The organism is Pseudomonas thermotolerans DSM 14292 (genome assembly GCF_000364625.1).
Taxonomy (GTDB): Bacteria; Pseudomonadota; Gammaproteobacteria; order Pseudomonadales; family Pseudomonadaceae; genus Aquipseudomonas; species Aquipseudomonas thermotolerans.
Window position 1 is genome coordinate 36,330 of record NZ_KB822610.1, and the last position, 13,292, is coordinate 49,621.

6 protein-coding genes are annotated in these 13,292 nt (G+C 74.1%); 3 read left to right on the forward strand and 3 right to left on the reverse strand.

Going from position 1 to position 13,292, the window contains the following annotated elements; all coding sequences use genetic code 11:
- Positions 1-79 precede the first annotated feature (79 nt).
- The gene (locus H165_RS0110590; RefSeq protein ID WP_017938912.1) at positions 80-1,654 is read left to right on the forward strand and encodes a L,D-transpeptidase family protein; all 1,575 of its coding nucleotides are present in this window, start codon (positions 80-82) and stop codon (positions 1,652-1,654) included.
- Here the strand turns inward: H165_RS0110590 and recD are convergent.
- The 3 genes from recD to recC are packed head-to-tail and all read right to left on the reverse strand — an operon-like array spanning position 1,651 to position 10,341.
- Positions 1,651-3,459 (reverse strand): exodeoxyribonuclease V subunit alpha, encoded by a 1,809-nt coding sequence (gene recD, locus H165_RS0110595; protein ID WP_017938913.1) that lies wholly within the window; start codon positions 3,457-3,459, stop codon positions 1,651-1,653. The two genes, H165_RS0110590 and recD, sit on opposite strands and share 4 nt — an antisense overlap.
- A gap of 52 nt (positions 3,460-3,511) precedes the next feature.
- Positions 3,512-7,066, reverse strand: a complete 3,555-nt coding sequence (recB, locus tag H165_RS0110600; protein ID WP_017938914.1) for an exodeoxyribonuclease V subunit beta — start codon at positions 7,064-7,066, stop codon at positions 3,512-3,514.
- Positions 7,063-10,341, reverse strand: a complete 3,279-nt coding sequence (recC, locus tag H165_RS0110605) for an exodeoxyribonuclease V subunit gamma (protein ID WP_017938915.1) — start codon at positions 10,339-10,341, stop codon at positions 7,063-7,065. Before recC ends, recB begins: the two co-directional genes overlap by 4 nt.
- A 187-nt stretch (positions 10,342-10,528) precedes the next feature.
- Between recC and H165_RS0110610 the strand changes: the two genes are divergently transcribed.
- Together H165_RS0110610 and H165_RS0110615 are read left to right on the forward strand one after the other, a co-directional pair.
- The gene (locus tag H165_RS0110610; protein ID WP_017938916.1) at positions 10,529-12,193 is read left to right on the forward strand and encodes a Na/Pi cotransporter family protein; all 1,665 of its coding nucleotides are present in this window, start codon (positions 10,529-10,531) and stop codon (positions 12,191-12,193) included.
- A 45-nt stretch (positions 12,194-12,238) separates the two neighbouring features.
- A complete protein-coding gene (locus H165_RS0110615; RefSeq protein WP_017938917.1) occupies positions 12,239-13,291 on the forward strand; it encodes an AraC family transcriptional regulator in 1,053 nt (350 codons plus the stop codon).
- Position 13,292 lies beyond the last annotated feature (1 nt).

Sequence of the window (13,292 nt, forward strand, 5' to 3'; positions counted from 1 at the left end):
CACTGCCCCGCCTGCCCCGCGCCGGGGCGCGGCGGCCCTGTGCTATGGTGCCGGCTGGCATTTTCCCGCTGGACCTGCGATGCGCGCGTTCCGTATTCCCCTGTTCTGCACCGCCCTGCTGACTCTGGCCTGCGCCAGCGCCGCCGCGGAAACCAACGCTCCCGTCCCGCCGCTGCGCCTGCTGCTCGACGACCTGCCGACGCGCTGCGCGCCCCTGCCGGCCAGCCTGGACGCCGCCGCACGCGCCCAGCTGGACGCCTTCTACCGGCAACGCGACGACCGGCCTGCCTGGCGCGACCAGGCCCACCTCGCCGCCCTGGGCGAACAGCTGGAGCAGCTCGCCGACGACGGCCTGAACCCGGCCGACTACACGCTGCCAGCGCGCCTGGAGCCGGCCCCCGGCTGCGCCGACCTGCTGGCCAGCCACGCCTACCTGCAGGCCCTGCGCCACCTGGCCGGCGGGCGCCTCGAGCAGGCCCGCCTGGAGCCGCTGTGGCGCGCCGAGGAGCTGCCGCGCCCGGATCCGGCCCCCAAGGCGCTGTCCATCGCTCTGCGCGAACTCGCCGAACCGGCCCGGGCCTTCGCCGCGGCGCGCCCCGCCCTGCCCCAGTACCAGGCCCTGCGCGCCCTCTACGCCGAGCAGCGGCAACGCCCGCTGCCCAGCTGGAGCGCGCTGGCGGACGGCCCGCTGCTGCGCCCCGGACGCAGCGACCCGCGAGTGCCGGCGCTGCGCCAGCGTCTGGCCGCCGAGGGCTATCTGCCGGCCACCGCTGCCCAGCGCCAGGACAGCCTGTTCGACCTCGAGCTGGTCGCCGCCCTGGAGGACTTCCAGCGCAGCCACGCCCTCAAGCCCGACGGCCTGCTCGGCCCGGCCAGCCTCGCCGAGCTGAACGTCGATGCCCTGACCCGCCGCGACCAGCTGCGCGTCAACCTGGAACGCCTGCGCTGGCTGGCCGAGGACCTGGCCCGGGCGCGCCTGGCGATCAACGTGGCGGCCGCCGAGCTGCTGGTCCTGGAGGACGGTCGCGAGCTCTGGCGCACCCGCACCCAGGTCGGTCGCCCGGACCGCCAGACCCCGCTGCTGGTCTCGCAGATCGACCGCCTAACCCTCAACCCGCGCTGGATAGTGCCGCCGACCATCTTCCGTGAGGACAAGCTGCCAGCGATCCGCCGCGATCCCGGCTACCTGGCACGCCACCAGATGAACGTCGAAGACCGCGCCGGCCAGCGCCTCGACCCGGCGCTGATCGACTGGGACAACCCCGGACCGATCCGCCTCAGCCAGGCCGCCGGCCCGCACAACCCGCTGGGCCGCCTGGCGCTGCGCTTCCCCAACCCCTTCGCGGTGTACCTGCACGACACCCCCAGCCAGTTGCTGTTCGAGAAGTCGCCGCGCTTCTTCAGCTCCGGCTGCGTGCGCGTCGAGGCGGTCGACAGCCTGCTCGCCCGGCTGCTGCCCGCCGAGGAGCTGGCCGAGGTGGAGCTGCGCCTGGCCAGCGGGCGCACCCAGGAATACCGGGTACGCCCCAAGCTGCCGCTGCTGATCGGCTACTGGACGGTGGAGGTGGATGACCGTGGCCGCGCCCGCTACGCCCCGGACATCTACCAGCACGACCGGCGCCTGCTGCGCGCCCTGCTCGGCCTGCGCCCCTAGAACAGGCGCAGCTGCTCGTCGCCCGGCGGCGCGGCCTCCGCCAGGGCCAGGCGCGCGGCCAGCCCGGCGGCGCGCTCGGCGCGGGTCCGCACGCAGTCGGCGAGGCGCTCGGCCAGGGCCCACAGCTCGACCTTGCGCTTGGCGCGGGTGATCCCGGTGTAGAGCAGGGAACGGGTCAGCAGCGGGCTGGGCGCCTCGGGCAGCACCAGGAGCACCTCGGCGAACTCCGAGCCCTGGCTCTTGTGCACGGTCATGGCGAAGGCGCTGTCGTGGCTGGGCAGGCGCGCCGGGGCGAAGGCGCGAAAGCCGTTCTCCCCCTCGAAGAACACCCGCAACCCCTCGGCCGTGGGCAGGCACAGGCCGATATCGCCGTTGAACAGCCCCAGGGCGTAGTCGTTCTGGCGCACCATCAGCGCCCGCCCGGGGTACCAGTTGTCCCGCGCCTCGCGGCGCAGGCGGCGCTTGAAGCGCGTCTCCAGGCCCTCGTTGAGGCCGGCCACGCCGAACGGACCCTCGCGCTGCGCGCAGAGCGCGCGGAAGGCGTTAAAGGCGGCGAAGGCCGCGGCCGGATCGCCCGTCTGCGCTGCCTCCAGATAGGGCAGATAGCCCTGCTCGAGGCGTTCGAGCAGGATCGCCGGGCTCGGCTGCCCCTGCCAAGCCAGATCCTCACGGGACTCCTCGAGCAGCGACAGGGTACCGGCGACGTCGCCGCCGTTGATCCGTCGAGCCAGCTCGCCGATGCCGCTGTCGCCGGCGAAGCGGTGACTGTGAGTGAGCAGCACCACCGCCTCGCCGAGCCGCGAGCGCGGCGCCCCGGCCGGCACCGGCTGGCCGGTGAGGCGCTGCAATTCGGCGGCGGTGGCCGCGGAGAAGCCCTGGCCCTCGCACAGTTCGGCGAACACCGCGCCGGCCTCCACCGCGGCCAACTGGTCCTTGTCGCCGAGCAGGATCAGCCGCGCCTGGGGCGGAAGGGCGTCGACCAGCTTGGCCATCAGCGCCAGATCGACCATCGACGCCTCGTCCACCACCAGCACGTCCAGGGGCAGAGGGTTGCCGGCATGGTGGCGCACCGCCGGGCTGTCGCCGCGGCTGCCGAGCAGGCGATGCAGGGTGCGCGCCTCCTCGGGCAGGGCGGCTTTCACCGCGGCGCTGACCGGCAGCTCGGCCTTGGCGTTGCGGATCGCTTCGGCCATGCGCGCCGCGGCCTTGCCGGTGGGCGCCGCCAGACCGATGGCCAGACGCTCGCCGCCGGGCTGTTCGAGCAGCGCGGCGAGCAGACGCACCACCGTGGTGGTCTTGCCGGTGCCGGGGCCACCGGAGATCACCGCCAGGTTGCCGCGCACCGCCTGGGCGGCGGCCAGGCGCTGCCAGTCCGGCTGCTGGCGGTTGAAGGCGAACAGCCGCGCCAGGCTCTCGGCCAGGCGTTCTTCATCCACCGCCGGGCGGCGCTCGACCCGGGCCAGCAGCTGCTCCGCCAGGCGCACCTCGTAAGCCTGGTAGCGGGCCAGGTAGAGGCGCCCCTGGTCGAGGATCAGCGGCGCATAGACGCCGGGCGCGCCGACCAGCGGCGAGGCCCGCAGGCGCTCTTGCCAGGCGGCCAGGGCGGGCAGGGCAAAGGGCTGCTCCGGCCAGGGCCGGCGTCCCGCCCAGCGCGCCAGCGGCAGGCATACGTCGCCGGCGCCGAGTGCCTGGCTACACAGCGCGGCGGCGGCCAGCACGCTGTCGTCGGCCTGCGGGTCGAGGCGCCGCAGGCTGTCCAGCAGGGCGCGTTCCAGGGGACCGAGGGGGAGGTCGGCGAGGGTCATGGCTGGGCCTCGCAGGATAGGGGCGTGAATGGGGCGGGGCAGGGGCGGACGATCATCCCTCCACCTCCCCGGCGAACAGCTGATCCAGCGCCTCCAGCAGGCTGTCCGCCGGGCGGGCGAAGTACACCCCGGCCTCCGGCATGCCGCGCAGGAACAGGTACCAGGCGCCGCCCAACTGCTCGTCGCGGAAGTCCGCCAGGCGCTGACGCAGGAAGCGGCGCAGGGCCACCAGGTAGATCAGGTACTGCAGGTAGTAGTGCTCGCCGGCCAAGGCCTGGAGCAGGCGCTCGGCGCCGTAGTGGCTGGCGTCCGGGCCCAGCCAGTTGGACTTGTAGTCGGCGATGTACCAGCGCCCCCGGTGCTCGAAGGTCAGGTCGATGAAGCCCTTGAGGAAGCCCTTGAGCGATTCGAACTCCAGACGCGCGGCGGCCTCGCGCAGTGGCGCGGCCAGGCCGTGGGCGGGGTCGCAGAGGATCCTCCGCAGGCGCGTCACGTCCAGCCCGGCCACCGGGAAGGTGAAGCCCAGCTCGGGCAGGCGGCGCAACGGGTCGAGGGTGGCCAGGCGCAGGCTTTGGCCGTCCAGCGGACAGTCCAGCACGCGGCGCAGGTGCTCGCTGACCGTGGTGCCCCAGAGCCCGGCGTCCAGGCCGTGGGCGCTCAGTTGGCTGGTCACCAGCGCGTCCAGCTCGCCCTTGCCCCGCGCCCAGTCCTCGAGGATGGCGTGCAGGCAGGTGCCGGCGCGGGCGCCGCGGGGGAAGGCGAAGATCCCCGTGCCGGGCTCGCTGGCGCTGGGCAGCGCGAGGGCGTCGCGGTCCGGGGCCTCCATGTGCCGGCCGGCGGCCAGGCCGGAGAAGCTGCCGACCCGCCAGGCGCTGCTCAGCGGGCGATCGAGCACCGCCAGCTGGCGCGGCGCCTCGGCGCGCTGCTCGCCGCCGGCGCTGGCTTCCTCCGCCAGCGGCTCGAGGCGCTGCAGGTGCGCGCAGCCGGCCACCAGTTCGTCCAGCTCGGCGCGCAGGGCCGCACCGTCGCGGCCGACCAGATGCCCGGCGAGCTCGCCGAGCGGCTCGTGCCCCGGCAGCTCGCGGCCGTGCAGCAGCCAGGCCAGGGCGCTGCTGTGCAGGCCCTCGTCGGGGAGGCTGCCGTCCTTCCTGACCGCCGGCAGGGCCACCGGGCCCCAGTGCAGCCACAGGCGGTCGCGGGCCCGGGTCAGGGCCACGTAGGCGAGACGCAGCTTCTCGGCGAACACCTCGTGGCGGGCGCGCTGCAAGCGCTCGTCCAGCTCCGCGCTGCCCAGGTCGAGCAGCGGCCGGCCGGCCTCGTCGTGGCAGCGCGCGCTGTCGGTATGCGCACCGAGCAGGCGGCCGTCCCACAGGTAGGGGCAGAACACCAGCGGGTATTCCAGGCCCTTGGAGGTGTGGATGGTGACGATCTGCACCCGCTCGGCATCGCTTTCCAGGCGCAGCAGGGCGTCCTCGCCGGCCCCCTCGCTGGCGCGCTGGGCGTTCAGCCAGGCGAGCAGCGGTTCCAGGCCGGGGCGGCGGAGGCTTTCCGCCTGGAGCAGCTCGGCCAGGTGCAGCAGGTTGGTGAGGCGCCGCTCGCCGTCGGGCAGGGCGAGCAGGCGCTCGGCCACCTGCTCGCGGTCCAGCCAGACGCGGAAGGCGCGCATGAAGCCATGCTGCTGCCAGAGCTGGTGGTACAGCTCGGCATCCTCGCGCTCGCGGTCCCATTCCCGCTCGTCGTCCTGGCAGCGCGCCAGCCGGGCGGCGTCTCGGCCGAGCAGGCGGGTGGCCAGGGCGTAGCGCAACACCCCCTCGCGGCCCGGCTCGGCGTAGGCGGCGAGCACCGCGGCGAGTTCGCCGGCCTCCTCGCTGTGCCAGACGCTCTGGTTGCCGCGGCGCACGCTGGGCACCCCGCGTGCGGCGAGCTGCTCGGCGATCTCCGCGGCCTGGCGGTGGTTGGCGACCAGCACGGCGATGTCACCGCCCTTGAGCGGCCGGCGCCCTTTGTCGGTGTCGAAGTAGGCGTCACCGCGGGCGCTGGCGGCGAGCAGGGCGGCGATGCGCCGGGCGCAGTCGAGGGCCGCGCGTTCACCGGCCTGTTGCTTGTTGAGCGGCTCGTCGCCCAGCCAGACCAGGCCGAGCGGCGCGCCGGCCAGTGCGTCGGGCAGCACCAGGCGGTCGCGGGCCTTGGCCCCGGCGTTCACCGGCGGGTAGTCGAGGCCGGCCACGGCGAACGGCTGCGGGCGGGCGAACAGCCGGTTGAGGGCGGCGATCAGCTCGGCGGTGGAGCGGTAGTTGTTCGGCAGGTCGTAGCGCCGCGCCGCGCTGTCCCGGGCGTTCAGGTAGGTGGCCAGGTCGGCGCCGCGGAAGGCGTAGATGGCCTGCTTGGGATCGCCGACGAAGCAGAGCGCGGCCTCCGGAGCCTGGGACGGGTAGATGCGGTCGAAGATGGCGAACTGGATCGGGTCGGTGTCCTGGAACTCGTCGATCAGCGCCAGCGGGTAGCGGGCGCGCAGGGCCGCCGCCAGCTCGGCGCCGGCCGGCCCCTGCAGGGCCTGATCGAGGCGGTTGAGCAGATCGTCGAAGGCCAGCAGGCGCTGCGCCGCCTTGCGCGCCGGCAGTTCACGGTCGAGCTGGGCGAGCAGGCGCACCTGCAGGGCGATCAGCCGCCGCTCGCCGGCCGGGGCGGCGGCCTCCAGGGCCTCGCGCAGGCGGTCGAAGGCCTCGGCGAGGGGGTGCGCGGGCGGCGTGGCGCCCTTTTTCGTCGCCTTGGCGAGAGCCGCCGCGCCCAGCTTGGCGAGGCCTTCCGGGGCCTGGAAGAGCGCCGCCGGGTCGGCGAAGTAGGCGTCCAGGCCGGCCGCCCAGGGCGCCAGTTTGGCCTGCTTGTGGGTGCTCTGGCTGAGCCCGCCGTGGGCCTGCAGCTCGGCCAGCCAGGCGGCGCCGTCGCGCTGCCAGAGCGCCGCGGCCTGCTGCCAGGCGGCCTCGGCGGCGGCCAGCTCGTCGCCGTGCGCCTGCGCCTGGGGCTCGACGCGCAGGTAGGGCTTGCCGAGGTGGCTGCGCAGCCGTTCGCGCAGCCAGGCCGGGGTGATCCTGCGCTGCGCCAGGTAGCGCGCCCAGGCCGGCTCGGCGCTGGCCAGCTCGTGGCGCCAGGCGTCGGCGAGCAGGGCGTCGAGCAACTCGCGGTCGTCCTGCACCAGCTCGTTGTCGAAGTCGCCGCCGGCCTCGAAGGCAGCGTCCTGCAGGGCGCGCTGGCAGAAGCCGTGGATGGTGAAGATGGCCGCCTCGTCGAAGCCGTGCACCGCCAGCAGCAGTCGGCGGCGCGCTGCGTCGTCGGGATGCCGGGCGTGCAGCGCGACGAGGAAGGGGTCGGTGCTGGGCGATCCTTCGTAGATCGCCAGCAGCTCGGCCAGGCGGCTGCGGATGCGTTCGCGCAGCTCGGCGGTGGCCGCGGTGGTGTAGGTGACCACCAGGATCTGTCCGACGCTCAGCTGGCGCTCCAGCAGCAGGCGCGTGTAGAGCGCGGTGAGCGTCCAGGTCTTGCCGGTGCCGGCGCTCGCCTCGATCAGGCTGCGGCCGTCGAACGGCGAGGTCTGCAGGTCGAGGCTCATGCGTCGTCCTCCGCGGCCAGGGCCTGCAGCGGCGGGCCGAGCAGTTCCTCGGCGAGGGCTTCGAAGCGCTCGTCGAGCGGCTCGCGGTCGCGGAAGGCGAGGGCGTACCAGGGGTCCTGGGATTCGCCGGGCAGCGGGCTGAACTCGCCGCCCAGCCAGGCGACGCGCGCCGCGGCGCGGCCGGCCTCCAGGGGATCCTTGCGGCTGCGCGCGCTGGGCGTGCACCTGGCGCGGGCGAACTCGTAGCTGCTGCGCACCAGGAACGGCAGCGGCTCGCAAAGCGCCTGGCGGTAAGCGCGCAGCCAGGGTTCGAGGAGCGCCGCGGCGTCATGGAGCGGGCCCAGCTGCCAATCGCCGTCCGGGGAGATCAGCAGGCTGTGGCGGGCGATGCCTTCGCCGGCGGCCAGGTTGAGCAGCAGGTGGCGCAGCCAGAAGCCGGGCAGGTCCCAGGCCGCCGGGCGGTTCAGCCGCCACTCGAACAGGCCCTCGGCGGTGACCCCGTCCAGCCAGCCGTGGATGTGCACCCCGGCCAGTTCGATATCCACCGCCAGCGGCTGCGGCGCGGTGGCCGGTCGCAGTTCGAACAGCCGCGGGGCGAAGGCGCGCACCGGGCCGCGCAATCTGCCCCACAGCGCCTGGCCCAGCTCGCCGCTGGGCAGCCAGCCGGCGGCGCGCGCCACCCGCCGTTCGTCGTCCTCGCTCCAGCCGTGCTCCACGGCCTGCAGGGCGAGCTGGCGCAGGCCGCGGTAGGCGGGCCGCTCGAGGGCGAAGGGTTCGTCGCCGGCAAGGGCTTCCTCCGGCTCGGCGAGGCGCAGGCCGAGGCGCCGCTCGAGAAGGAAGCGCGCCGGGTGGCGGAAGCAGGCCAGCAGATCGGCCGGCTCGATGCGCAGCCAGTCGGCGTCCTCCGGCTCCGGCAGCAGCGTGGCGAAGGGCGCGGGCGCGGCGGCGGGCGGCTCGGCGAGGCGCCGTGCGGCGCGGAACCAGGGCGCGGCGAAGCCGGCCAGGCGGTCGCCGGCGAAGTTGCCGGGGGCGAAGGGCTGCAGCGGGTGGGTGAAGCAGATCCGCGCACTGGCCCGGGCCTGGTCGTCGCCGGGAACTCGCGCGGTGACGTCCACCGCCTCGAGCAGCTCGCTGACCAGCACCGAGGGCGGCAGCTCGGCGTTGTCCCGCGGGTCGCGGCCGACGTAGCTGAGGTACAGGGCGTCACGGGCGGACAGCAGGGTCTCCAGCAGCAGGTAGCGGTCGTCCAGGCGCCGCGCGCGGTCGCCGCGCCGCGGGTGCTGGGCGATCAGGTCGAAGCCGGCGGCCGGGGTGCGGCGGGGCAGGGCGCCGTCGTCGAGGCCGAGCAGGCAGACCAGGCGGAACGGCAGGCTGCGCATCGGCACCATGGTGCAGAAGGTCACCGCGCCGGTGAGGAAGCCGCTGGCCCCCCCACCGGCATCCAGCAGGGCGCCGAGCTGCTGGCGCACCAGGGCCAGCTCCACCGGGCGCTGGATGCCGGCGTCGCGGGCCTGCTCGCGCAGCGCCGCGCAGGCCTGGCTGAGCAGCAGCAGGGGCTCGCCGGCCTCGCTCTCGTCGAACAGGGCGTCGATCAGCTGCTGCAGCGCGTCGGCCCACTCGGCCAGCGGGCGCGGGCGCTGCAGGCGTTCGGCGAAGGCCCCGAGCTGGTCGACGAAGGCCGCCAGGCGGCCGAGCAGCTGGCCACGGGCGCCTTCCAGAGCATCCAGCGGCCAGTGTTCGCCGAGCAGTGGCGGGGCGTCGCCGGCCAGCTGCGGCGGCGCGGCGAAGCCCAACAGCAGGCGGTCGAGGCCCTCGCGCCAGGTGAACGAGTCCTCCGCCGGCAGGCCCAGGCTGGCGCGGTGTGCGGCGTCGCGGCCCCAGCGCACCCCGGCATCGCGCAGCCAGTCGCGCAGCAGCGGCAGCTCCTCGCGCTCGATGCCGGCGCGCCGGGCGATCGCCGGCTGTTCCAGCCAGGCGAGTATCTCCTCGGCGGCGAAGCGGCTTTCCGGCAGCCCGAGCAGCTCGATGAAGGCCTCCAGCAGTGGTTCCTCGGCGCGCCGGCTGCGGTCGGCGAGGCTGTAGGGAATCCGCGGCACGCCCTCGCGGGGGGCGAACACCGCCTCGATGAAGGGCGCGTAGCGCTCGATGTCTGGGGTCAGCACCACCACCTGGTCGGGGCTCAGCCCGGGGTCGGCGGCGAAGCGGGCGAGCAGTTGGTCGTGGAGGATCTCCACCTCGCGCAGCGGGGAGTGGGCGATGTGCAGCTCCAGGGAGCGGTCGTCGTCGCGCAGTTCCAGGCGTTCCTCGGGACGCCGGGTGCGCAGGCGCAGGATGTCCTGCTGCAGGGCGTGCAGCAGGCTGTCGTCGCGCAGCTCGGCGTCGCCTGGGTAGATGCCCACTTCCTGGCCCTGCTCGGCGAAGAGGGTGGCGAACAGGCTGTCGAAGAAGTCGCGGCCCTGCTTGCCGAGGCTGGCGAGCAGCGGGTGGCCGACGTCCAGGTACCAGTCGTCGGGGTCTAGGGCCGGCTGGCGGGCCAGCTCGGCCAGGTCGCGGATCTCCCCCCAGGCCTCGCGGCAGGGGTTGAGGGCGAACAGCACCACCTCGGTGTGCCGCGCCAGGCCGGCGAGCACCCGCAGGTGGTGCGGCGGCAGGCTGCTGATGCCGAACACCAGCAGGCGCTCGGGCAGGCCGGCCAGGGGCTCGGCGGCGTACAGGCGGCGCAGCAGGTCGTCGAGCAGGCGGGCGCGGTGCGGGTGGCCGTCACGGGTCAGCTCGGCCCAGAGCAGCGCCTGCCAGTCCTCGTCCGGGCCGAGATCGCAGCGCTCGCCGCGCTCCCAGGCGGCCAGCCAGTCATCGCGGTACAGCAGGTACTGGTCGAAGACGTCGGCGATGCGCGTCGCCAGACTCAGCCGGCGGCGCTCGTCGCCGCCCTCCAGGTAACGCGCCAGGCGCGGCGCGCGGGCCAGGTTGGCCGGTTCGCAGAGCCAGTCGTAGAGGCGCCAGGCGAGGGTCGCCGGGGCGAAGGCGGACTGCTCCGGCAGCTCGCCGAGCACCTGGCGGCTGAGCTGCCAGACGAAGGCCGAGGGCAGCTGCAGCTCCAGGTGCATGGCGATGCCCTGCCGGCGCGCCAGCTCGAGGGTCAGCCAGCGGCCCATGCCGTGGCTGGGCACCACCACCCGCGCCGGGGCCAGCGGGTCGCGCTGCGGCTGAGCGAGCAGGGTGGCGGCCAGCTCGCCGAGGGTTTCCAGGTCGGGGGCGTGGTAGAGGGAGAGCATCGCAAGGTGTCGCCAGCCAGAGATTGGCCGCTAGGGTAGCAGTTCGCCACGCACCGATGGAGCCGCCGCGACCGGGCAATACGGCCTAAGCTGGCTTTTTCGGCACCTTCTCGGTAAAGCTAGGCAGGAGGTGCCCGTTGCTGTCAGGCATTCCTGTAACCGCCGGCTGAAGGGGGAAAGCCGCACCATGCTGACCCTGCTCAATCTGCTCTCCGCCGTGGCCCTGCTGGTGTGGGGCACGCATATCGTCCGCACCGGCATCCTGCGGGTCTTCGGCAGCCAGCTGCGCACCCTGCTCGGCCGCAACATGCGCCGCCGGCCGCTGGCCTTCCTCGCCGGCATCGGGGTCACCGCCCTGGTGCAGAGCAGCAATGCCACCGCCCTGCTGGTCACCTCCTTCGTCGCCCAGGGCCTGATGGGCCTTGCCCCGGCCCTGGCCATCATGCTCGGCGCCGACGTCGGCACCGCGCTGATGGCCCGGGTGCTGACCCTCGACCTGCACTGGCTGTCGCCGCTGTTGATCTTCTTCGGGGTGATCTTCTTCCTGTCGCGCAAGCAGACCCGCGCCGGGCAGCTCGGCCGGGTGGCCATCGGCCTGGGCCTGATCCTCCTCGCCCTGGAACTGATCGTTGCCGCCGCCCAGCCGATCACCCAGGCCCAGGGCATCCGCGTGCTGTTCGCCTCGCTGACCGGCGACCTGCTGCTCGACGCCATGGTCGGCGCGCTGTTCGCGGTGATCTCCTATTCCAGCCTGGCCGCCGTGCTGCTCACCGCGACCCTGGCCGGGGCCAAGCTGATCAGCCTGCCGGTGGCCATCGGTCTGGTGGTCGGCGCCAACATCGGCAGCGGGCTGACCGCGCTGCTCAGCGCCAGCCTGCAGAGCCCGGCCGGCCGGCGGGTGGCCATCGGCAGCCTGCTCTACAAGCTGCTCGGCCTGCTGCTGATCATCCCGGCGCTGGAGCCTCTGGCGAACTGGCTGGACAGCCTGGCGCTCAGCCCCCAGGGCCTGGTGATCCTCTTCCACCTGCTCTACAACAGCCTGCGCTGCCTACTGCTGCTGCCCAGCGTGGGCTGGATGGCGCGCCTCTGCAAGCGCCTGCTGCCGGACCGTCCCCAGGACGACGGGGTGATGCGCCCGCGCTACCTGGACCCGGCGGCCCTGCAGACCCCCGGTCTGGCGCTGGCCAACGCGGTGCGCGAGACCCTGCGCCTCGGCGACCTGATCGAGACCATGCTGCAGCACCTGCTCGAGGTGCTGCGCGATACCCGCCCGGAGGCCAGCCGCGAGCTACGCCGCCTGGACGACGACGTGGACAGCCTGTACAGCGCGGTCAAGCTATACCTGGCGCGCATCGACGAGGAGAGCCTGAGCCCCCGGGAGCGCCGGCGCTGGGCGGAGATCCTCGAACTGGCCCTCAACCTGGAGCAGGCCGGCGACCTGATCGAGACCATGCTCGGCAAGATCCAGGATCCCAAGACCGGCCAGCGCCAGCCTTTCTCGGACCACGGCCTGGAGGAGCTCAGCGAGCTGCACGCCCGTCTGCTGGCCAACCTGCACCTGGGCATGGCGGTGTTCGTCTACGGCGACGAGGAGAGCGCCCGCCAGCTGCTCCGCGAGAAGCGCCGCTTCCGCGCCCAGGAGCGGCGCCTGGCCCATGCCCACGTCGGGCGCCTGCACCAGCGCAACCTGCAGAGCCTGGAGACCAGCTCCCTGCACCTGGAGCTGATCGCCGACATGCGCCGCCTCAACTCGCTGTTCTGCAGCAGCGCCTACCTGGTGCTGGAGGGCCGCGACAGCGGCGCCCTGGCTACCGGCAGCGAGGAGGAAGGGCAGCGATCTTCCTCGCCCTGAGCGGAAGTTGGACGCCGGCACAGCGCCTTGGGCAGAATCCCCCGCATGAGCCTCATCGACAGTCCCCACGCCTCCGTCGGCGCCAGCGTCACCCAGGCGGTGCTGCATGCCGCCCAGCGCCTCGGCCTGGAACGCGGCGCCCTGCTGGCCGCCATCGGCCTGGAGGAAAGCCAGCTGGCCGACCCCGACGCGCGGGTGCCCTTCGCCATCCAGGAACGCCTCTGGGAGCTACTCGGCGAGCGCATCGATCACCCCGAACCGGGCCTCGCCCTTGGCCAGCACCTGGCGCCGGGGCCGTTCAGCGTGCTCGGCTACCTGCTGCAGAGCAGCCCGACCCTGAGCGAGGCCCTGGCCGCCGGGCTGCGCTACCAGCGCCTGGTGGGCGAGGGCGGCGAGCTGTGCCTGGAGGAGGATGCCGAGGCACTGCGCCTGATTTACCGGCCGCTGCACCCCGGGCGGCCGGCGACCCGTACCCGGGTGCTGGCGCTGATGAGCTTCTGGGTGCGGATGATGGCCCCGCTGCTCGACGACTTCCGCCTGCTGCGCGCCGAGTTCGGCCACCCGGCGCCGGCCGAGCAGGCCGCCTACCGCGAGCTGTTCGCCTGCGAGCTGCGCTTCTGCGCCGCCGACTACGCCCTGGTGCTGCCCGCCGCGTTGCGCGACGCCAGCCTGATCCAGGCCAACCCGCCGCTGCAGCAGCTGCTCCGCCAGCACGCCGAGGCGTTGCTCGCCCGGCTGCCCAGCGAGAGCCTGGTGGCCCGGGTGGTGACCCTGCTCGGCGCCCAACTGGCCCATGGCGAGCCGAACCGCGCCGAGCTGGCGCGCACCCTGCATCTCAGCGAGCGCACCCTGCAGCGGCGCCTGGCCGAGGAGGGCAGCAGCTACCAGCAGCTGCTCAACGACACCCGCCGGCAGCTCGCTGAGCGCCATCTGCGCGACGGCCGCCTGCCGGCCGCGGAGATCGCCGTACTGCTCGGCTATTCGGAACCCAGCGTGTTCTTCCGCGCTTTCCGCCACTGGACCGGGCTGACCCCCGGCGAATACCGCGCCCGCTACGCCGCCCAGGCCGGCCGGGCGGCGCCCACCGACGGGTCCTGAG